The sequence below is a fragment of the Neobacillus cucumis genome (assembly GCF_016908975.1).
In the GTDB taxonomy this organism is placed as follows: domain Bacteria; phylum Bacillota; class Bacilli; order Bacillales; family Cytobacillaceae; genus Neobacillus; species Neobacillus cucumis.
Window position 1 is genome coordinate 286,948 of record NZ_JAFBEX010000002.1, and the last position, 22,198, is coordinate 309,145.

Annotated in this window: 21 protein-coding genes and 1 riboswitch; of the genes, 18 read left to right on the plus strand and 3 right to left on the minus strand. The window is 38.3% G+C overall.

Annotated elements, in window-relative coordinates:
* The first annotated feature begins 113 nt into the window (after positions 1–113).
* Positions 114–4,364, plus strand: coding sequence for a tetratricopeptide repeat protein (locus JOC76_RS03535; protein WP_205176127.1), 4,251 nt, complete (start codon positions 114–116; stop codon positions 4,362–4,364).
* A 199-nt stretch (positions 4,365–4,563) separates the two neighbouring features.
* Here JOC76_RS03535 and JOC76_RS03540 read toward each other — a convergent pair whose 3' ends face one another.
* Complete coding sequence (locus JOC76_RS03540; protein ID WP_205176129.1) at positions 4,564–5,595, minus strand: 3-deoxy-7-phosphoheptulonate synthase; 1,032 nt, start codon at positions 5,593–5,595, stop codon at positions 4,564–4,566.
* Between the two features lie 624 nt (positions 5,596–6,219).
* Here JOC76_RS03540 and JOC76_RS30375 point away from each other — a divergent pair.
* Positions 6,220–6,342, plus strand: a complete 123-nt coding sequence (locus JOC76_RS30375; protein WP_275591319.1) for a hypothetical protein — start codon at positions 6,220–6,222, stop codon at positions 6,340–6,342.
* Between the two features lie 201 nt (positions 6,343–6,543).
* On the opposite strand, the gene JOC76_RS03545 is transcribed toward JOC76_RS30375, so the two are convergent.
* Entirely contained in the window at positions 6,544–6,831 is a 288-nt protein-coding gene (locus JOC76_RS03545) for a hypothetical protein (RefSeq protein WP_205176131.1), read from the minus strand.
* Between the two features lie 742 nt (positions 6,832–7,573).
* Here JOC76_RS03545 and JOC76_RS03550 point away from each other — a divergent pair.
* Positions 7,574–8,371, plus strand: a complete 798-nt coding sequence (locus tag JOC76_RS03550; RefSeq protein WP_205176334.1) for a fumarylacetoacetate hydrolase family protein — start codon at positions 7,574–7,576, stop codon at positions 8,369–8,371.
* 259 nt (positions 8,372–8,630) lie between these two features.
* Positions 8,631–8,894 carry an excalibur calcium-binding domain-containing protein gene (locus JOC76_RS03555; RefSeq protein ID WP_205176133.1) on the plus strand — a complete coding sequence of 88 codons (264 nt, stop codon included), beginning with the start codon at positions 8,631–8,633 and terminating at the stop codon, positions 8,892–8,894.
* Between the two features lie 258 nt (positions 8,895–9,152).
* Here JOC76_RS03555 and JOC76_RS03560 read toward each other — a convergent pair whose 3' ends face one another.
* Complete coding sequence (locus JOC76_RS03560; RefSeq protein ID WP_205176135.1) at positions 9,153–9,437, minus strand: hypothetical protein; 285 nt, start codon at positions 9,435–9,437, stop codon at positions 9,153–9,155.
* 40 nt (positions 9,438–9,477) lie between these two features.
* On the opposite strand from JOC76_RS03560, the gene JOC76_RS30800 reads away from it, so the two are divergent.
* The 14 genes from JOC76_RS30800 to JOC76_RS03630 all read left to right on the plus strand — a co-directional run bounded on the left by JOC76_RS30800 (position 9,478) and on the right by JOC76_RS03630 (position 22,198).
* Positions 9,478–9,705, plus strand: a complete 228-nt coding sequence (locus JOC76_RS30800) for a spore germination protein (protein ID WP_372441902.1) — start codon at positions 9,478–9,480, stop codon at positions 9,703–9,705.
* A 368-nt stretch (positions 9,706–10,073) separates the two neighbouring features.
* Positions 10,074–10,934, plus strand: coding sequence for a histidinol-phosphatase HisJ (gene hisJ, locus JOC76_RS03570; RefSeq protein WP_205176138.1), 861 nt, complete (start codon positions 10,074–10,076; stop codon positions 10,932–10,934).
* A 1,036-nt stretch (positions 10,935–11,970) separates the two neighbouring features.
* A riboswitch (cobalamin riboswitch) is annotated at positions 11,971–12,157 on the plus strand.
* A complete protein-coding gene (locus JOC76_RS03575; protein ID WP_205176140.1) occupies positions 12,122–12,319 on the plus strand; it encodes a hypothetical protein in 198 nt (65 codons plus the stop codon). It overlaps the preceding riboswitch by 36 nt.
* An 11-nt stretch (positions 12,320–12,330) precedes the next feature.
* Complete coding sequence (locus tag JOC76_RS03580) at positions 12,331–13,290, plus strand: ABC transporter substrate-binding protein (protein ID WP_205176142.1); 960 nt, start codon at positions 12,331–12,333, stop codon at positions 13,288–13,290.
* On the plus strand, positions 13,256–14,317 hold the full coding sequence (locus JOC76_RS03585; protein WP_205176144.1) for a FecCD family ABC transporter permease: 1,062 nt from the start codon (positions 13,256–13,258) through the stop codon (positions 14,315–14,317). The genes JOC76_RS03580 and JOC76_RS03585 overlap by 35 nt, the downstream gene beginning before the upstream one ends.
* 3 nt (positions 14,318–14,320) lie before the next feature.
* Positions 14,321–15,787, plus strand: coding sequence for an adenosylcobinamide amidohydrolase (locus JOC76_RS03590; RefSeq protein WP_205176146.1), 1,467 nt, complete (start codon positions 14,321–14,323; stop codon positions 15,785–15,787).
* Complete coding sequence (cbiB, locus tag JOC76_RS03595) at positions 15,784–16,767, plus strand: adenosylcobinamide-phosphate synthase CbiB (RefSeq protein WP_205176148.1); 984 nt, start codon at positions 15,784–15,786, stop codon at positions 16,765–16,767. Before JOC76_RS03590 ends, cbiB begins: the two co-directional genes overlap by 4 nt.
* Complete coding sequence (gene cobD, locus JOC76_RS03600) at positions 16,724–17,803, plus strand: threonine-phosphate decarboxylase CobD (RefSeq protein ID WP_205176150.1); 1,080 nt, start codon at positions 16,724–16,726, stop codon at positions 17,801–17,803. The genes cbiB and cobD overlap by 44 nt, the downstream gene beginning before the upstream one ends.
* Entirely contained in the window at positions 17,782–18,354 is a 573-nt protein-coding gene (locus tag JOC76_RS03605) for a bifunctional adenosylcobinamide kinase/adenosylcobinamide-phosphate guanylyltransferase (RefSeq protein WP_205176152.1), read from the plus strand. The genes cobD and JOC76_RS03605 overlap by 22 nt, the downstream gene beginning before the upstream one ends.
* The gene (locus tag JOC76_RS03610; protein ID WP_205176153.1) at positions 18,354–19,862 is read left to right on the plus strand and encodes a cobyric acid synthase; all 1,509 of its coding nucleotides are present in this window, start codon (positions 18,354–18,356) and stop codon (positions 19,860–19,862) included. Before JOC76_RS03605 ends, JOC76_RS03610 begins: the two co-directional genes overlap by 1 nt.
* Positions 19,859–20,647 carry an adenosylcobinamide-GDP ribazoletransferase gene (gene cobS / locus JOC76_RS03615; RefSeq protein ID WP_205176154.1) on the plus strand — a complete coding sequence of 263 codons (789 nt, stop codon included), beginning with the start codon at positions 19,859–19,861 and terminating at the stop codon, positions 20,645–20,647. The genes JOC76_RS03610 and cobS overlap by 4 nt, the downstream gene beginning before the upstream one ends.
* On the plus strand, positions 20,605–21,216 hold the full coding sequence (locus JOC76_RS03620) for a histidine phosphatase family protein (protein ID WP_205176155.1): 612 nt from the start codon (positions 20,605–20,607) through the stop codon (positions 21,214–21,216). The genes cobS and JOC76_RS03620 overlap by 43 nt, the downstream gene beginning before the upstream one ends.
* Positions 21,168–21,617, plus strand: coding sequence for a bifunctional adenosylcobinamide kinase/adenosylcobinamide-phosphate guanylyltransferase (locus JOC76_RS03625; RefSeq protein WP_205176156.1), 450 nt, complete (start codon positions 21,168–21,170; stop codon positions 21,615–21,617). The genes JOC76_RS03620 and JOC76_RS03625 overlap by 49 nt, the downstream gene beginning before the upstream one ends.
* Positions 21,614–22,198, plus strand: a complete 585-nt coding sequence (locus tag JOC76_RS03630) for a cob(I)yrinic acid a,c-diamide adenosyltransferase (RefSeq protein ID WP_205176157.1) — start codon at positions 21,614–21,616, stop codon at positions 22,196–22,198. Before JOC76_RS03625 ends, JOC76_RS03630 begins: the two co-directional genes overlap by 4 nt.

The window sequence follows — 22,198 nt, forward strand, 5'->3', positions numbered from 1 at the left end:
ATCTAGAAAATTATTTTTTACCAGAATGATGGTTCAACCAAAAAGTAAAAAGGTAAACTTAAATTTTTAAAATTGTTTTGATGAAAAATATGAACCAAGTGAAGGAGAACCAGATGATAAAAAATACGTTCATAGATTTACTTGAGAACCAAAATTATCAGAAAGCGCTTGAACTCTTTCTAGAGCAATTTCAAAATTATATAAAACAATATAAATCAACATCAATCAGAAACCTTATACATCAACCGGAAGAGAATTTAAAAGATTTGCTTATGATGATGGATCTGGCCCTAATGGACCAGTGGAGCCGAATCCTTGTGAGGAAGAGATACAGAAAACAAAAGTCTCCATTAACAACCATCTGGTATGCTGAGGAATTGATTGCGGAACACAAGCTAATTGAGGCAGAAGAGCTGTTAAAGGAGCTGGAAAAGGAGGACCTATCCTCTGAATTAGCTGAAAAGCTGTATTTCAATCTGGCAGATGCATTGATCAACATGCAGCGCTTTCGAGAAGCCTTTGTCTATATGGAAAAGTGTGAATCGGCATCTAAGGACAGCACGAATTCGAGATGGGCCTATTTTTATCTTCATAAAGGAGAATGGGACACAGCCCTCGAGTTTCTCGAAAAAGGCAAAAAGGACCAAAGGGATGGGGTCATTTCTTATGTCCTTCTTGTCCAACAATACTCGATGCAGGGAGAAATGGTGAAAGCAGAGAGTGTTTTAGAGGAGGGTTTAAAGGAGCATCCCTATTATCCAAAGCTTTTAGTGGAGAAAATAAGGTTTCATTACAAGCAGAAGCAGTGGAATACTATGAGAGAATCTATTACTCAGTTAGCAAGTATTTCTCCTTATCATGGGTATCAGAAAATGTTCTCTTTCTTCGAAGCGGAAGCCTATTATCAGGAAGAAAGGCTTGACCTGCTTCAGCAGCATCTTGCTTCACATCCTGGACTCACACAACAAACGCATTACAAGCATTTCAACGGAGAAAAAAATAAACCTGTCAAAAAAATGAATTACAAACCCGTCATTCAAAAATATAATTTTTGCGTACCAGCTTGCGTTCAAATGGCTTTGAGCATGTTTTTACATGAAATTAGCCAGGAGGAAATAGCGGCTTCAATCTTTGACGTAGCTGGATCAAAGATTTCCAAGGCAATCGGCTATCTTGAAGAAAAGGGATATGGCTGCCGTCTCTTTTTGGGAAATGAGGAGAAGTTTAAAAGATTGGTCGACTTAGATGTTGCAGTGATGGTGACGATCGATTATCTTATATCCTCCCATGTTCAAATGGTAACAGGGTATGATGATAATTTACAGGTGTTTCATATTCAAGATCCGAATTTTAGAGGACTTCACCAGCTGGAATATCAGAACTTTGATCAAGAGTTCGGCAATAACTTTGCATTATCAGTGGCGATTGTTCCTTCTAGTGAAGCAGAGAAGCTTGATTTCCTTATTCCAGACGAGCATGAAAGGATGAAAAAGCTGTTGCTGCTTACGGAGGAATGTGACCATCCACTTGAACTCGACGATCTTACGTTTTTACAAGAACATGCTGAAAATCCCGTTGTAGCAGTCTACTCAGTCAAATATTTGGCAAGTAATCTGGATGAAGAGCTTCTAGAGAAGTTTGTAGCAGTAACTGAGCGTCATATGACTAACTCCCATTATCGAAATCTGACCATTGCCATGGCCTATGCAGCTGTTAAGAAGGAGGAGCCTGCTTTTCAATTCCTTGAGAAGGGGAGCAAAAATGATCCTGCTTATCATTATCTGAAGGGTAGATTATCTTATTATAAAGGTGATTATCTTGCGGCTTCCGATGAATTTAAGAAAGGAATCAAGCTGGAACCAGATGATTATATCCTCTGGTCGTATCTGGCACTCTCAACCTCCAACCATGGTGAAATTAGAGACGCATTAACACTATCAATTATTGCGCTGGACATTAATGACCGTGATGTTTTTCCATTAACTAATCATGGAATGATTTTATTTGATAATGAACAATACGAGGAATCAAGGAATGTCTTTACCACCTCTCTAAAAATGAACAAAAGAAATGCTCATCTTTGGTATGAAAGGGCCCTCTGTGATAGACGGCTTGGCCGCTTCCATAAGGCGGAAAGAGGATTCAAAGTCGCAATTGACTTGGACCCAGATGTTCCTCTGCCATATCGTGAATTGGCAAATCTCTATGAGTTTGCCTATGAAGATCGCAAAAGGGCAGAAGATGCTTTGAAAAAAGGACTTACTAAAACAGATGAATCTTACCCCCTGCTCATGGAACTTGGCGAGTTTTACGAAAGGGTACAGAATTATGATCGAGCAAGAACCTATTATTCAAAAGCAGCAGAAAAGACACCTGAGGAGCCAGATGCGTTTCTTTCGCTTGGAGCATTACTAAGGGAAGAAGGAAAAATCACTGAGTTTTTCTCCTATATGAACAGCCTTTATAATCAATTTAAGGATCATCATGAATTTTTGATTAACAGTGGAAAGATTATGTGGGAAACAGCGACAGAAAGGGAAATGGATGAAACGTATTTTTTGCAAGCCCTATCTTACATGGAACTTGGGATAAAGAGGACGACTTCCAATCTGATGGAGGCATTGGAATTGTACACAGGTCTTATCGAAGACACACCATTTTACAGGAGAGGAATTACATTTCTTGAAGGTGAGCGTGATCATAGAGAGAATGATCTTCTGTTTCTCTGCTATATTGGCTGTTTGTATGAACAGAATGGGTATTTGAACAAGGCGAAAAGTTATCATGAACATGCTCTGACTTTAAAAGAAGATATCTTGCCACTATTTAGGCTCGGTGAGATTTATTTTAAAAACGAAGAATATAAGAAAGCAAGAGAATATTTTCAAAAAGTGATTAAACTTGATCCTTATCATGAACAGGCAATGTTGAATTTAGCCAATATTGCAGGCCAGGCAGAGAACAAGGCAGAAGAGCTGCATTACTTAATGGAAGCCTTCTGTCTTAATCCTTATTGCATTTCGGTTGAAGCGGCAATCGGGTTGATGGACCAACCTTCCATGCTGGAGGACTTTTTGGAGAGGTTCAGGGAGTTAGAACTCGGCAAGAAAAAATATGACCGGGCGTTTTTATACGACTCCATGGCATATATTTATGGAAAGCTTGGTGACATAAAAGAAGAAGAGGCCTATTTAACAAAGGCACTGGAGTATTCACCAGAATTGCCGCAGCTTTTACTTCATCAGGCTAAGATTTTCCTAAAGAAAGGTGATCTAAAAAGAGCCAAACAAAAATGCCTGCCCGTCATTCAGGAAGACTTCCATACGAGGGAATGGTATGAAACACTTATCGAGATCTATTCGAAGTCCAAGTCTATAGCTAAACTCGAAGATGATTTGAAAAAACTAAAGCTGACTGATAATGAAAAAAGTATTGTCTTTATGAATAGTGCGGCAGCTTATGAAAACATGGTAGTCAATTTAGTTGAAGATAGCACCGTCCAACAGCGTAAGAACTTATTTAAAAGACTGACAGGTTTTACTAAACTTAGTTACCATATGGGGTTACTTATCAGCTTTTACGAAACTGCCTTGAAATTAGATCCTGAAAATAGTTTAGCAGCTGCTTGGTTTTCTGATTTTTACCTGCGAATATACCTTCCAGATGATTCCATAAAGGTGTTAGAGCAAGCGCTAGAATCACATTGGGATACTGATTTGGCCTATAAACTTGCGACCCTTTATGTGAATGAAAGTGTAGAAATGAGTGAGCAGAAACAGTTGAAGAACTTAGCCAAGGCCAAACGTTTAATGGAAACTCTTGCGGAAGAGTTCGATGAGCCGGAGTATATGAATTTACTTGGTTATATCTTATTTTTACAGGGAAGGTTGGAGGAAGCTAAGGCTGTTTATCTTCAATGTCTGGACATTGAGCCTAGTGTTGATAAAGGGTATTATTATCTTGGGAAAGTTTATGTTGCGCTCGAAAACTATCCTGAAGCGGAGTTGGCTATGAAAAAAGCCCTGGAGGTTCAACCAGATGATCCAAATGCCCTCAACGAACTAGCTATCATTTATCGATTACAGGAACGTGTTGAGGAAGCACTGCAATGGATCGATCATGCTTTGGAGCTTCATGGTCAGGATTTATACTTTGGATACAACAGAGCCTGCTACCTTTCTTTGCTGGGCCGATTTGAAGAATCAGCAAAGCAGCTAAGTGAAGTCTTCGAATTGGATGAGGAAGGTGTTTTTCTAGAAATGTCAGAGGATGATAGTGATCTTCTTCCTCTTAAGAATTCCGGTTTATTTCCTTTAGAAGAAATGCTAAATTTAACGCTAAATAAACGGTTTTTGTTATTCTAATAGAATGCTTTTTAAAATTATTATCCTGCCACATAAGGCTTACAAATTCACCTACTTGCATTCTTCAGCTCTATGTTTCAATAATCCTTGTATCAATATTTCGTTAAGGAACTAACAGTGTTTTACAAAACAATTTGTCCTTCTTCAATAACATAAAGAGCCCAGGTTAAAACTGGGCTCTTGCCGTAAATATTATTTGTTATTTAACTTCTGTTTTATAAATTTCATGAATAAGTTCTTCTGTCTTTTCCCATCCAAGACAAGGATCTGTAATTGATTTACCAAAAACTACTGGTTCGTCTTGACGGCCTTCTTCAAGATAAGATTCAATCATAAATCCGCGAACATATTTCCTAATTTTTTCATTCCATTCACGATTAATCAAAGTTTGGCGAACGATACGAATTTGTTCTAAATATTGTTTACCAGAGTTATCATGATTCGTATCAATTATGATAAATGGATTTTTAAGATGCATTTTTTCGTAGATTTTGATTGCATCTAGTAAATTATCTGTATAATAATTTGGTATATTTTTTCCGTATGCATTTAACGCTCCACGTAAAATTGCATGTGCAAGAGGATTACCTTCAGTTTCTACTTCAGCATGATTAAATAGAAAATTTTGTGCATTTTGAGCAGCATAGATACCATTAAACATTACGTTCAAATTACCTGAAGTTGGATTTTTCATGCCTGTTGGTACATCAATACCACTTGCAACAAATCGATGTTGTTGATCTTCTACACTTCGTGCCCCAACTGCGATGTAGCTTACCAGATCATCAATCAAAGGAAGATTTTCTGGATATAGCATTTCATCTGCTGTTGTCAAACCAGTCTCAGTAATTACTTTATAATGTAATTCACGAACAGCCTTGATACCGTTAATCAAGCTAGGATTACCTTTGGAATCTGGCTGATGAATTAAGCCTTTATATCCATCACCATTGGTACGAGGTTTAGCCGTATATACCCTCATTACAATAAAAATCTTATCCTTAACTTCTTCTCGTAATTTTGCTAAGCGACGAGCATATTCAAGAACAGCTTCTTCATTATCAGATGAACAAGGACCAATTACCAAAAGCAAGCGATCATCTTCACCTTTAATAATTGCTTCAAGTTCATTATCACGTTCCTTTTTAAGTTTTAACGCTTCTCCTGATAATTTGCCAAGCTCTTTTATTTCTTCAATATTGATTTTAGGGCTTATTTCTTTAAATGCCATAATATTCAAACTCCCTTTTTTTATTTATACTCCTCAAAAAGAGGCTATATAATATTTAACTAGATATTAAGTAACGTGTTTACGACTTTGACAATTCTTAAACTTCTTACCACATCTGCATGGACATGGGTACGTCTATTTTAAATTGTGCAGGGGAATTTGTATACCTTAATTTTAAACCATCTGGACCATACTCATTATAAAGGGCTACCCATTTTACTATGGATTTATGATCAGTACCTATTTGTCTTACTATATCCCTATAGGATTCTTTTATTGGAAGATGGCGAAAAATCAATATCTTTGGAATTCTAAAACATCTATAAAAAGTGTCTTCATAAAATAGAAGGCTAGTCAATAAAAAGCTGCCCAATTTTTTAACAGATTAACTTCATAGACTAGTCTATTATTTATAAATTATTCATTTTACTCTAATAAAGAGTGTTAAAGCTATAAGTCATCATTTCCTGATTATCTATGACAGTTGTTTTTTTTTAATGTCCTGTTGCATTCATTTTTATTGCAAAATAAGATTGTGAAGAAGTTTACTTAAACTTGGTAAGCACCTTTCACTTACAAAAGAATAACTTGAAAAATGACTTAAATTACAGGGGAGATAGGTAAATGGAGAGAATGAAAATAAAAAGAATTGCAGTCGATTCCATCCTTTATACTGACGTTGACGATTGTGAAACAGACGACGAATCAGATGATTGGGATATTCAATTTGAAGGAAGTGACAGTTAAATATTAATGGATAATGCTTTTAAATTTGAAAGTCGCAAATAATGTACAACAAATTTTTAAATTTAAATTACATGAAAACACGAATTAAAAAATATTCAAGAGCATTCTTTCGAGGGTGCATTTTTAATGCGAAAACTTGTTCGTCCCACATTTATAGGAAGATACTGACTAAACAAAAAGCCCTTCTCAATCGAGAGGGGCTTATCCATTAATGTTTTCTGAAATAATTTTTTTCTTATTCGCTATAATTATATCAATTAAGAACCAAACAAATAGAGCAGGAATGTATCTTACAAACCCCCATACAAATCCATTTAGTAAAGAGTTTATGACTAAAATTATAATACCCGAACCAATAAAAGACACAAAGATTAATGTTTTTCCTTCTAGAGACTTAACAAGCATTTTCCTTACTAAAAAATAAAAGATAAATGCAGCAACTAAACATCCTAAACTTGAACCAACTATGCCTATTATTTGAGCAACCATAACCTTCCCCCCACCACTCTTCTATTAATTAAAATTATACCATGTGAGGGAAAATATTCCATTATCTATTTTTAAAAGGTAAATTATCATTCATGCTTTATTCCGTTTCTGTTTATCTAATTCAAGTACTATCAGCGATGCAGATATGGGAACTTTGAAGAGTGTAGACCACATCCAGAATTATGGTTTTCATAGCTTCTTCACATCCTGTTTATGCGATATAAAAATTTCTTATAAGTAAATATAATTATTTGGTATTTTATTTTTTTCTATTACTGCATTATCCTTAATGTAAGCAATCTATCATTCTATAAATGAAAGTGACAAAACAAAGGAATAACCCTCGTTACGGAGCTATCGGAAATAGAATAAAGAAAATCCTTGGGAAATTTCATCTATCCAAATCATAGCATGTCAGGGTAGTCAGATTTCAAAGGAGAAATCATTAAGATTAGATGTTAGCCAAGTTGTGAAAAAACATCCTTAACATAAAAATGTGAAAAAGTGAGGAATTTTTGAATGTGGAATATTACTGTGTTTAATAATGGAAAAGATTTAAGAATGTATGAGTTTAACACTGAAAAAGAAGCAAAAAATTTCCTTGAAAGTATTCAAGGTAATAAGATTCTAACACAGATTGTTTACTTTAATGATCCATGTTACGAGTTAATAACTAATTGAATTCCCCCTAGTACAGGGTAAATGACATTTAAATTTGTTGATGGAGTTGGTTGGTTTGGTAATGCAGTTATTACAAAAAACACAGACACTAGTTCGTTATCAGAATCATAGTGGTAAAAAATATTATGGAATTGTTGAGGATAATGAAATTTTACAATTGTCCAGTAATTTTAATGAAATTGTAAACAATGAATTAAATTACGATGGAATAAAAGTTAAATTTAGTGATGTGAAAATTTTGGAGCCTGTAGCACCCTCAAAAGTGATTAATTTCGGATGGACATATGCGGAACACGCGAAGGAGACTGGGGGAAAGGCAAATCTGAAAGAGCCATTTTTGTTTTTAAAGCCGACAACTTCATTGATTCCAAACGGTGGGGATATTATTCTTCCGTCAAGTGATTTAACAAAACAGGTGGAGATGGAAGGGGAAGTAGCACTCATTATCGGCAAGCGTGGCAAAAATATAAAAGAAGAAGATGCATTGGATTATGTTTTTGGCTGTACCATATTTAATGACGTGACTGCAAGAGATCTTACAAAAATGGATCCACAGTTTACACGCGGAAAAGGTTTCGACACTTTTGGCCCATTGGGTCCGTGGATTGTGACAGGTATAGATCCAACCAATTTACGCATTGTTACCAAGTTAAACGGCAAAATCGTTCAAGAGGGTAATACCAATCAGATGTCACTTTCCATACCTTTTCTGATTAGTTGGATTTCAAAAGTTATGACACTTGAACCAGGTGATGTTTTGGCTACTGGTTCCCCTTCTGGCAGTTGTCCAATGAAAACAGGCGACTTCGTTTCTGTAGAAGTAGAGAATATCGGTAAGCTAAGTAATTATGTAAAATAGAAAAAAAGTGATGAATGAGGTTGCCTGGGGTATCAAATTAAGTTTAAAGTTCCTAAATCTCTTTCATAAACAGCTAGACTAAAAATAGACCAAATAACAGAGGATGATTCAAGAAAAAACCGCCATTTTTTCCAAAAAAATGGAAATAAAATCAGATGGAAATGTTAGATATTTCGCACGATATTTATCTTGATAATGAACCCCTGCTTGTACTATGATTATTTAGAAAAGTAAATAAGTGGGAAGGTAGGGGGATGTTGTGAAAAAACTTTGTGTTATTTTTCTCTCAGCGGGATTGGTACTCGGTTTTTCTTTTGTTTCTGCGAACAGTGCAGATGCTGCAGCCAAAAAGTTTAAAAATTGTACTGAATTGAACAATAGTTATAAGGGCGGTGTAGCACGTTCATCATCTGTAAAAAATAAAGGTGGAAAAACAAAATATAAACCTTATGTTTCACAGGCTCTGTATGACGCAAATAGTTCATTGGATCGAGATAAAGATTTTATTGCTTGTGAAAAATAAAAACTAGAAGAAGCGCTCATGATTATGGGGGCTTTTTGTGTATTAGAAAAAACGTCAAAGCAATACCCCTACGGGATTATCTTTTGTGTTTGACAGTAGCCTGCTTTTATAACAGTATTAGACATCGAAAGTTTAATCCCATAAATATCAAGGAACATTAAAATATGGGTTGGGTCTAAATTATATGGTAAACCTTATCACTGGTAAATGATGATTTTTAGAAAAAATAAAATAATTATTAAAGTGAACCATTTATTCTTATCCTTTTCTTCCTTTCCTAAAACCCAAGTAAAAAATTCCTAAACTATATGAAACAAACCCGAACATAATCATAATAACTTTCTTATGCAAATTCCATAGTAAAGCCATACTGGAAATAAAAGTTCCTTTTGTATGTAGATAATAGAGATAGACAATTAGTAGGGATAGGGAAATAAGAAAGCCAACCTTAAGTAAAAGAAAAAAATTAAAATTTTCTAGAAAAGTTGCTTTCTTTTTCTTCTTTTTTGAAGAATATTTTTTTATTGTTCCTGTTTCAGGCATAAAATTCTCCTCCGATTTTGATAGAAAATGAAAGCTTATTATTAATTCCAACACAGTTTTGGTTCGCTTTCGGATTAAAGGTCAAAAACATATACTAGAAAAGATAAAAAAGGGTGACTTTTCTAACACGGACATAGCCATCATGCATATAAAAGGCATCGCTAACGACAATACCCTTAGTGAGGTAGCCAATTTGTTTCCTCCCTTAACTTCACTTAATCCTTTCATTATATCACTCTTAATTTTTGGGGGTAATATACTTTTTTGAAAATTATAAATATAACCTTGGTAGGTTATTGACTTTTTTATAGTATAATTTTAGAATTTGTGTATGCGAAAATGATATATGCTCCTTAGAATCGGTGAAAACAGAGATTGAAATGATTGTTTGTTAGACTTTCAATCAGAGATGTGTTTTTTAAAAAAAAATGTTTAAAATTCTTATTAATTATTGACATGCATCATTATTCTGTTACGTTAAGATGCAAGTTCCATTATTCAGAAAAATTAGCCATGTAGACGCACATGTATAAACTATTCCGATAATGTAAAGGTTAGACTAGAGCAATTGAAGAGTCTTTGGACTATTAATATTTAACTTTATAATTTTTAGTATTTCAAGAGAGGACTTTTGATATGGGACATGAATTTTTTCAAAAGGGGCGAGATGGACATACCCACACTCACTTTTGTAAGCATGGGTCGGAGGAGAACGCAGAACTCTATATTATTGAAGCGATCAAGAAAGGATTTCAGCAATATAGTTTTACCGAACATCCCCCACTGCCTTTTGAACTGACACAAACCATTCCGAATGGACAATGGCTAGTAGATGAATTAGCTATGTCAATGAACGAGTTGAAAGATTACTTTAAAATAGGTAAAGAATTGAAAGATAAGTATCAAGAGAAAATTGATATTTTAGTGGGTTTAGAAGTTGACTTTATATCTGGAATGGAATCATTCACACGGGACTTGTTAGACAGTCATGAACTAGAGGATGGGTTATTATCTGTCCACTTTCTTCCTGGTAAAGATGGTTGGAGATGTGTGGATTTCTCGGCAGAGGATTTTCAAGATGGGTTGGTCAAGTATTATGGCAGTGTAGAGAAAGTTTATGATGCTTATTATGAGATGGTAGAGGAGAGCATTGAGGCGAATTTGGGCCCTAACAAGCCTTCTAGGATTGGGCATCTCACGTTAATCCATAAGTATCAAGATTTTGTAAGACCTAAAGATCCTAATTACGATCGGGAGCATATAACCAAAATTCTCTCTAAGGTTAAACAGAGCGGAATGGAACTCGATGTCAATTTGGCCGGTCTTTTTCAACCGATGTGCAAAGAAATCTATCCTCCGATATGGGTAATCGAAGAAGCGGTGAAGTTGGGGGTTCCGCTTGTGTATGGATCAGATTCACATAAAGTGGAACATGTAGGTAGAGGGTATGATTATTTTATTGAAATAATGAATCAGTTGGCCATGAAACCATTTTAATGAGTTTTGTCAATTATCAGGAATTTTTATAGAATTTTGAAATTGACGAAATATTTATGGCAGATGGGACCGAACAGTTGATTAAAGCCTGTTTTAAATTTAAAAAACACCCCGTAAATGTAAGTTTAGTGTCTATCATTTACGGGGCAGTTCACCTTCTAGGCTGTCTTTTATTTTCGAAGTGACCCTCGCGTTTCATCCATGCATTGACAACTTCTCTAACGAGGGGCAATCCTTATGGCCACCTCAGCGAATTTCTAAAAGCCACCTCAAGTCATTGTCGTCCCGGCCCTCAAAGCCCGTTACCTCTTGTTGATCAGCCGTCCATTTCGGATTACTGTGTCCGCCGTGGGAGTGGAGGGTATGGTTGGTGTTCACATAAACTAGTCGGGTTGTTACCTGCCCATATCCGGGAATATTAGCTATAGTATTAACGAAGTTGTTTGGAAATAAGAACCCGTGAACTGCTGGGTCAAAACCAAGCTTTTGAAAATGGCGCCATGTTCTCGAGTCCCAGCGCGCATTTAAATCACCGCATTCCCATCGTCCTGAAGGATGAGATAGGCCCCGTCGTTCCCCGCGGTACCAGAGGACCAGACCTACTGCCCATTTGCTTTACAAACAACAAGGCAGCCATCGTTCCGCATGATTGCTTTTACAGCACCGCTGCCATTGGTGCCAGACGCCCTTCCATCACCCTGCATAATCAGAAATGCTCGCCCGATGTTCGCGTTTAGCCGCTGGTTTGCCTGCAGTTCTTGCCCTGGTTGAAGCTGGTTGGTCATCCTACTATTACTCCATTATAAAAGATTTACTTACTTTTTAGGCTTGTATACAGCACTAAGTGTTTGGTAGGTATTACACATCCATACAGTTTTCTGTCAGTTTCACCATAGACTGTTTATGATTCGAGTGCAAAACTAATTGTGGGAGGAGTTGTCGAAATATTCCTCTTACTTGAATTGAAAAATGGTAATAGTTTCTGAAAAACATGTACATTTGATTAACTACTATATATAATTGCTTTAGCATAAAAAAATAGATTACATAAACAGGTGCTAAAATCATTAAAGATTATTAGCTTAATAGGGAAGTTGGTTGAAATCCAACGCGGTCCCGCCACTGTAAATGGGAGCATCCTATAATGGCCACTGTCTTAAGATGGGAAGGTATAGGAAGCGATGATCATGAGCCAGGAGACCTACCTGTTTATTCAAGCCAAAACCTACGAGGATAGGAATGTGTGGCATGCTGGACTCTTTACGTTTCGTATTAGAATCTACTCATACCAACATCTCCATGTCTTAATGGAGATGTTTTTTGTTTTTAGCTATCAAGTGTCATTGGCAAGATTTATTTTCATTATGCTGCAAAATCAAAATTAGGGGGAAAAAAGATGAAGAAATGGTATTCATTATTGCTGGTTGTTTTATTAACAATAGGCGTGCTTGCAGGTTGTGCTGGAACAACCAAACCGAACGAGGAAGGAAATCAGGCGAAAACAGAAAATACAACAGCCACCTTTCCAGTAACCATTAAGGATGCTTTAGGGAACAAGGTTTTGATGAAGCAAAAGCCTGAGAAAATTGTATCACTAATGCCAAGCAATACGGAGATTGCCTATGCATTAGGCTTAGGAAAGGAAATTGTGGGAGTCTCGGATTATGATAATTATCCAAAAGATACTCTAAAAAAAGAAAAAATCGGCGGACAGCAATTTAATACAGAGAAAATCATTGCATTAAAACCAAACCTAGTTTTGGCGCATGCCTCATCTGCTTCGATCGCGAAGGATGCCCTTCAGCAACTTCGCGATGCAGGAATTCCGGTTCTGGTTGTTGCTAATGCACAAAACTTTGAACAGGTTTATAACTCTATTGAGATGATCGGGAAGGCAACTGGTGAAACAAAAAAAGCGGAAGAAGTCATTAAGGGCATGAAGGATAAATTGGCGGACATTAAGGCAAAGGCATCATCCATAAAGGAAAAGAAAAAAGTGTATATGGAAGTAGCTCCTGCACCCGATATCTATACAACAGGAAAAAATACGTTTATGGACGAAATGCTTACAACCATTCATGCTGACAATGTAGCGAACGATCAACAAGGTTGGATTAAAGTTGATCAGGAAGCGATTATTCAAAAAAATCCTGATGTTATCATCACTACATATGGTTATTATGTAAAGAATCCTACCCAACAGGTGTTAGCAAGAAAGGGCTGGGAGAATGTGAATGCGGTAAAAAATAAACAGGTAATTGATATTAATTCAGACCTTGTCGACCGCCCTGGCCCAAGGGTTGTTGAAGGAGTAGAGGAGCTTGCTAAGGCAATTTATCCGGACGTTTTTAAATAATAAATATAGTGCCTATCTAACTGCAGGAATCTTTCTGCTCCTGTCAATTCTATTGGGTACATCCATTGGTACGGTAAATGTGCCAATTCCAACGATTATAAAAATAATCGAAGCGAAACTTTTTGGATTTGTTTCTCTGGAACGAATTGATCCCATGTTCATCAACATCGTCTTGGATATTCGTCTACCCCGAGTGATCTTATCCGGTCTTGTCGGGGCTGCTCTTGCTGTTGCAGGAGCGGCCTTTCAAGGCTTATTAAGAAACCCGTTGGCCGACCCTTATACACTGGGGGTCTCATCCGGTGCATCGGTCGGGGCGGTCATCACATTGTTCTTTCAACTTTCGATTCCATTTATTGGTTCTTTTACTCTCCCATTTGTAAGTATTGTTTTTTCACTTGTTACCATCGTTTTTGTTCTAGTCTTCGCACGAAAAATGGAGCGTTCCATGAGAGTGGAAACCATTATTTTAACAGGAATTATTTTCAGCTCCTTTCTTGGGGCTCTAATTTCCTTAATGATTGCTTTAACGGGTGATGAACTAAGGCAAATTATCAGCTGGCTTTTGGGCAGCGTTTCAATGCGAGGCTGGGAGTATATCAAGATTATCCTGCCATTTCTTATTATTGGATCGGTCATTTTGATGATGAATGCAAAAGAATTAAATGCAATGTCGTTCGGAGAAGAGAAGGCACAGAATTTAGGAGTCAATATCCAAAGCAGAAAATTGATGATTTTAATCTCCGGTTCCATCCTAACGGGGGCGTCTGTAGCTGTTTCCGGAACCATCGGATTTGTAGGGCTTGTCATTCCACATATGGCGAGATTATGTTGGGGTCCGGACCATAAGCACCTTTTGCCATTATCGATTTTAACCGGAAGCGGGTTTTTAATCATTGCGGATCTCATTTCAAGGACGATCATTTCTCCGACTGAATTACCGATTGGAGTGATCACCGCTTTAATTGGTGCACCGGTCTTTGCTATCATTCTTTTACAAAGAAAAAGGAAGGAAAGAAGTGGATAAGAAATGATTAGAGTTGAAAATATTTCAGGTGGATATTCAGGTGAAGCCGTTCTTAAAAGCGTTTCTTTTGAAGTCGGAACGGGGGAATTGTTTGGTGTCTTGGGACCAAACGGTAGCGGCAAGACGACTCTCTTAAAACTGCTTAGCGGGATCTTGCCAATTCGTGGCGGTGAGATTTTCTTAAAGGGAAAAAGGCTTCAAGATTTCTCTACTAAACAGTTGGCGCGTATGGTTGCTGTTTTATCCCAGCATTCCTTCGAATCTTTCTCCTATTCCGTAAAAGATACCGTTTCACTGGGGCGTTATGCCCATCAAAAAGGTTGGTTTCAATCGTGGAGCAAGGAGGATGAAGAGATTGTCCAAACGGTCATGGCACAGACGGGTGTAGCTTCATTACAAAATAAAACGATTCAGGAACTATCCGGTGGTGAGAAGCAGCGTGTTTTTTTGGCGCAGGCACTGGCCCAAGAACCTGAAATTCTTCTTTTGGATGAACCAACCAACCATTTAGACCTATCCTATCAAAAAGAATTATTAGATCTCCTCAAACGATGGACGATTGAAAAAGGTTTAACGGTCGTTTCTATTTTTCATGATTTAAATCTTGCCGGGCTTTATTGTGATCGGCTTCTTCTGTTGGAAAAAGGGACAATGAATATTCAACATATTCCGAATGAAGTACTAAAAGAAGAGCGAATCCGAAATGTATTTCATACCGACATCAAGAAGCATCCGCACCCGAAAGTGGCTGCTCCGCAAATGGTTCTCTTACCTAATATACTGCAAACCGAAAATGCCGAGTGTATTGATGAAAGCTGTCTATCTTTTTTTAAAAAGTACATTCGATTAGAATCTCCCATACAGCTCCGAACGATGTCTTCCGGTGTAGTTGGGGCGGGGACCGGCTGGTATCAAAAGTTCGTGAATCGCCATGTGGATAAAAACTATAACTGCAGTGATCACCGCCAGGAAATGTCGGCTTTTCTTAGCGCAAATGGGTTTGAACCGGCAGAGACGGTCGGGATGATGACGGCAGTGTTCCTCGATGATGCGGCATATCAATTTTATGAACACGATGATTTTTCGATTTTTGTTGTCGTGACAGCTGGTGTTAGCAATGCGATTGATGCTTCAAAAAGTGAAATGCATTCCTATGAATTTTCGCCTGGAACCATTAATACTTGGATCTTTGTGAATGGTGAACTGACCGAGGAGGCATTTATTCAAAGCATTATGACGGCAACTGAAGCAAAGGGTAAGGTGATGAATGATCAAAAGGTGATGGACAAGGTCACGGGAACGATTGCGACTGGAACTTCCACCGACAGTATTTTAATTGCCGCCACACAGCAAGGAAAATGTTTGGAATTTGCAGGAACGATTACGCCTTTAGGAAAACTCATCAGTAAAGCTGTGTATCAGTGTACAACAAGAGCGTTACAAAAATCGCGAAAAAGGATTCGATCATGATAGTTTATCATTTAATCTCAATCACGATTGCGTACCTTATTGATATGATCGTTGGAGACCCGCCTCATTGGCCGCATCCAGTCAAATGGATGGGCTGGATGATTGCTTTCTTTGAAAAGCGTTGGAATATAGGAGAAAGAAAACGCATGAAGGGGGCTTTTATGCTTCTGATTGTTTTAGTGTCTGTTTTTGCGTTCGTTCTTCTCATTATTTTTATCGGTTATAAGCTTCATCCCGCCCTTGGAATTATCCTTGAGAGCATAATTATTTCAACCACAATTGCTCAAAAAAGCCTAAAACAAGCCTCTCTTGAGGTGTATGGGCCGTTAAAAGAAGGAGATCTAATAACAGCAAGATTAAAATTATCCTATATTGTCGGCAGGGATACGGATCGGTTGGAGGAAGGAGAAATTGCCCGTGGTGCAATCGAGACTGTTGCGGAAAATACAAGTGACGGGGTCACAGCGCCATTGTTTTGGGCATTAGTGGGGGGCGCGCCGCTTGCGATGGTTTATCGGGCAACCAATACGTGTGATTCAATGGTTGGTTATATGAATGAACGCTACAAGGAATTTGGCTGGGCTTCAGCGAAATGGGATGATGTGATGAACTGGATTCCGAGCCGCTTGACGGGAATCATCATGATGCTTGGGAATAGACCGAGAAAAACAACCTATCAAGAAGCATGGACGATTTTGTTCCGTGATGCCAATATGCATCCAAGCCCGAACAGCGGATGGGGCGAAGCGGCAGTTGCCTCTATTTTAGGTATCCAGCTTGGGGGGATTAATTATTACAAAGGGCTCGTATCGAACCGGGCAAAAATGGGGAATCCGATTGAGACGATTCAGCCGGAACACATAAAAGCAGCAAATGCAATTTTAAGCAAAACGGTTTTTTTATTTTTACTTTTCTTATGGGCAGGAGGGATGTGCTTTGAAATGGCCATCACATGGTTCGAATCCCCAATATCTTTATGAAGCAATGGGCATGAAGCTTCTGGATCAATACCTGGATTTTAGCGCCAATATCAATCCACTTGGACCGCCAGATGCATTGAAAAAGAAGTGGAATGACTTTTATAACAAGGTAACGGTGTACCCGGATCCATATTCCAAAACGTTGAAGGAACAACTGTCAAAAAAGGAACAGGTCCCGATCGATTCTCTGCTGGTAGGAAACGGCGGAGCAGATCTAATCACCCTTGCCGCAAGAATGCTGGAGGGGAAAAAAGTTTTATTGATTCAGCCCACGTTCTCGGAGTACGAACAAGCGTGCAGGGTCAATCGCTGTGAGATCATTATAGATCAATTGGAAGCGCCGGATTTTGCACTTAACTTTGATAGCATCCGTCAGAAATTAAGGGATGCAGATGCACTGTTTTTCTGTAATCCAAACAATCCGACAGGAATCCACTACACGAAATCCGACATGATAATGCTTATGGAAGAATGTGAAAAACACGATTGTTTGTTTATATTGGATGAAGCCTTCTACGACTTTTTGGAGGATTATCAATCGCTTCTTCCATATATTAAGAGATTTCCCAATTTAATAGTGATTCGTTCGATGACCAAAATGTTTGCAATCCCTGGGATTCGGCTTGGCTATGCAGTTGGAAATTCAGCCACGATTGCGAAGCTTCAAAACTTGCAATCCCATTGGAGCACGAATGTAATTGCTTTGGCAGCTGGTGAATTATGTATAGAGGAAGAAGCATTTATAAGACAGACCCAAACATATATGGCAAATGAGCGAAAGAGGCTTTTCACTTATTACAAAAAACAGGGGTTTATGGTTTCAGCTTCCAAAGTGAACTTTTATTTATTGCAGGATTCCTATCAAAAAGACCAGTTTGCGTTATTTGAATTCCTGTTAAAAAAAGGAATCATTCCACGGCATACCTTTAATTTCTCTGGTTTAGAAGGGAATTGGCTGCGATTTGCCATTAAAAACAATCAAGAAAACGAGCAGTTAATGGAGGTGCTGAACCAATGGAGAGAGCACCATTGTTGATCTTTATCACAGGCGGTGTCAGAAGCGGAAAGAGCAGCTTTGCAGAACGGATTACTGTGGAAAGAGCAGCTGCAACTGAAGGAAAACTTCATTATATCGCAACGGGTGTGCCATTTGATTCCGAAATGAAAGAACGAATCAAAAAACATCAGCAGGACCGAGAAAATGCGAAGGTTTACTGGTATACGGAGGAGAAGTCTTTAAACATTGGTGAATTAGCTGACCATTATAATGAACATGATTTTTTGTTACTTGATTGTGTGACAACTTTATTAAACAATGAACTGTATGCGGCAGTACATAAGTGGGACGAACCTTTCTTAGATTCAGTGTATGAAAAGATCATAACCGGAATTTTGGCGATAAAAAGGCGAGCCGGTGCCTTGGTTGTGGTCAGTAACGAAGTATTACACGAACCGATTAGAGAGAATGAACTTGTTTTAGCCTATAAACGTTTGCTTGGTAAAATCCATAAAAGGTTAGTTGAGGATGCAGATTGGGCATATTTGATTGAAGGTGGAATACCGATTGTCATGAAGGAGGTGATGTGATGAAGGGAGTGATGATTCAAGGGACGGCATCTGATGTGGGAAAAAGTTTAATTGTGACCGCTATGTGCAGGATGTTTGCCAATGAAGGAATAAAGGTTGCCCCTTTTAAATCACAAAACATGTCCAATAATTCTTATGTCACTCTTGATGGCAAAGAGATTGGGAGAGCTCAGGGAATGCAGGCAGAAGCAGCGAAGACGGAAGCGAGTGTCTGGATGAATCCGATTTTACTAAAACCAAGATCGCATATGCATTCTGAAGTAGTGTATTTGGGAAAGGCTGTTGAATCCTTATCAGGACAGGAATATCGAGACCGCTTTTATGAAAGAGGGCTTGAGGTGATCAAGGAATCGCTCTCCCATTTAGAAAAAGAATTCGATTTATTAGTAATCGAAGGGGCCGGCAGTCCTGTTGAAATCAATTTAAAAGATCGAGAGATTGTCAATATGAAAGTAGCTGAAATGGCGGATGTTCCAGTCATCCTTGTTGCCGATATCGACCGGGGAGGAGTTTTTGCAAGTATTGTTGGCACGCTTGATTTACTTGAACCGATTGAAAGAAAAAGGATTTCCGGCTTGTTGATTAATAAATTTCGAGGAGATCGCTCTTTATTTGAAGATGGCATCCGTTGGTTAGAGGAGAAAACAGGGATTCCTGTTTTAGGAGTTTTGCCATATGTGGAAAACCATATGATAGATGGGGAAGATTCTTTATCGATTGTTCAGCAATTTAGAGGCAGAAAAAAAGCTGACCTTGATATTGTCGTGATTCAACTTCCATTTATCTCAAATTATAGTGATTTGGACCCGTTTTTGTATGAAGAAGATGTTTCACTGCGCTGGGTGAAAGATCCTTCAGAATTCGGCAGGCCGGATGCAGTGATTATCCCCGGTACAAAAAGCACGATCAGCGATTTGAATGATCTTAGAGCAAAAAATCTGGATCAATCGATTCAAAGACATTTGGAAGATGGCGGTTTTTTGGTAGGAATTTGCGGCGGCTATCAAATGCTGGGGAATGAATTGATAGATGAAGTTGGTTCAGATACAGGGAAAACTTACTGCCACGTAGAGGGATTAGGGATGATACCTGCGAAAACATTGTTTAAACGTGAAAAAGAAACCACAAGGACAGCAGCCCAACTTCACAAGGACACCGGTCTACTCAATCGTCATAGGTTAGAAGGGTACGAGATACATTTAGGCAGTACCACCCTATCTCAGGAAGGATGTTCTTTTCTCCTAACCACTGATGGGAAAGCAGATGGTTACTACGGCAATAACGGCAGAATTATAGGAACATATCTCCATCATCTCTTTCATAATGACGGTTGGAGAAACCAATGGTTGAATAGGATTCGGGAGTGGAAGGGACTTCCAAACAAAGAAGTGGTCCATATAAAAGATTTTAAAGATCAAAGATTTAATGAATTAGCCCGGCAAATGAAAGATCATATCAATTGGGATTTGCTTAATCACATTATTAACCAATGGAGTAGAAGAGCATGAAATTACTTATGGGGTTGATGATTAACCTGCAATTTTTCACGTCTATTCCAATTAAGCGGGAATTGCCAATGGATCAACAGAATCTTCGGGGGGCAGTCCAGGCTTTTCCGTTACTAGGATTCATTCAAGGAGTTTCTTATTCAATCCTATTGTATGGTGTGATGAACTGGACACCTTTTTCTCATGTAGCTGCTGCCTTTCTATTGTGGCTAGCCACCATTCTTCTTACAGGAGGCATCCATTTGGATGGCTGGATAGATGCAAGTGATGCTTATTTTTCGTATCAGGATCAGGAAAAAAGACTTGAGATTATGAAGGACCCGCGAACAGGTGCATTTGGAGTCATCTCGGTTATTGTGTTGCTGAGCTGCCGTTTTTTCTTTATCTATGAACTGATCATGAACATTGGGCCTGTCATCTATTACCTGATTGCTGCATTGCCTTTTTTTAGTAAAAGTGTAATGGGTACGGTGCTGCTAACCGTTCAAACGGCTAAAAATGAAGGTCTTGGCCGTATGTTTCAACAGGCCGCAACCGCAAAAGTGCTTTGGATTTATCCTTTCTATATCCTTGTTTTTCTGATAGCAGTCTTTTTATCAAAGGTATTTTTCATCCCTATATGCCTGTTGCTTTTAGCTTCAATTCTTTGTTATTTGATTTCTCGCAGGAATGCACTCAAATGGTTCGGAGGTATTACGGGTGATGTTTTAGGCGCGACAGTAGAAGGGACTGAATTAATTTTATGGATGACAGTGTGGTTATTGCATTATTTCGTCATGGCTTAACAGAAGAAAATAAACGAAAAGCGTATTTAGGATGGAATGATTCCCCCTTATGCCCAGAATCACATAATTTAGCAACAACTCGTACCTACGATTGTTATTTTTCCAGTGACCTGAACCGTTGCATAAGAACAGCGAATGTATTGTTTCCAAATGAGGATCTTTTCCTCTTGAAGAATTTGCGGGAAATGGATTTTGGAAAATGGCAAGGAAAAACGTATGAAGAATTGAAAACAGAAAAGCTTTACCGGCTATGGATAGATGACCCGTTTAATATTGTTCCGCCGGATGGAGAATCTTTTCAGCAATTCAGCAAAAGAGTTCAAAATGGCTGGAACAGAGTGATTCAAGAAATCTTTACGAAAAACTTTCAGCGCTGTGCAGTAATCACTCATGGAGGAGTAATCAAATATCTTTTAGCAGAATTTGCCCCAGAGATAAAGGAATTTTGGAGCTGGAGGGTACCACATGGTTACGGGATCGAACTTATTTTTGAACGAGAAGCACTAAGGAGGAGAGAACGGTGCATTTTATTACAGGAGGTGCCTTTAACGGGAAAAGAGCATGGGTGATAAAAACATACAAGGTCGAAAAGGATGAAAGCTGGTTGTCAGCCTATGAAAATCATCCGCTGCCACGGTATGTAAACCATGATCAAAATTTTCTCATCCTGGAAGGCATCGAAATCTGGTTAAAGCTTTTAACCGAGCAGGTCGATGTACAGCAATCCTTAGAAATTTGGAATAGCTGCTTAAATAACTGGCTGAAATGGGAGAAGGAAAAGGTCAGCCGAAATGTAATTATAATCGGAACGGATATAACAAAGGGAATTGTTCCTTTGGAAAAAGAAAATCGATTGTGGCGGGATCTAACAGGATGGGCGTATCAAGATACAGCTGCCAAGGCACAAAAAGTGGATGTCATCTGGTACGGAATCAATAAAACCATTAAAGAAAAGGAGAATGTGAAATGAGAATTTACACACGAACAGGGGATAAAGGAAAAACAAGCATCATCGGTGGAAGGGTGGATAAAGACGACACCCGTGTAGAAGCTTACGGAACAGTAGATGAAGTTAATTGTTTTGTCGGGCAGGCAATGGTTGAATTGGACCAGGAAGTTTTTGGGGATGTCATTGCTGATCTTCAAAAAATTCAGCATGAATTATTTGATTGCGGAGGAGACCTTGCAAACATATCTGAAATACGTGAAACCAAACTTCAAGAAGAGTCGATTGAGTACTTGGAATCAAGAATTGACGAATATATAGCTGAAGCACCAGAGCTGGAACGTTTTATCCTCCCAGGAGGAACAAAGCCCTCCGCATCGATTCACATTGCCAGAACGGTAACAAGAAGAGCTGAAAGATTAGTTGTCAAGCTTTCGAAGACAGATCGAAAACCACCGGAAACAGCACAAAAATATTTAAATCGGCTTTCGGACTATTTTTTTGCATTGGCAAGGGTCATTAACTTTCGACTACACGTGCAAGACGTAGAATATGAACGCAGTGCAAAAGTTTTTCGTATAGGAAACCGCAAGGAGGAGAAATAA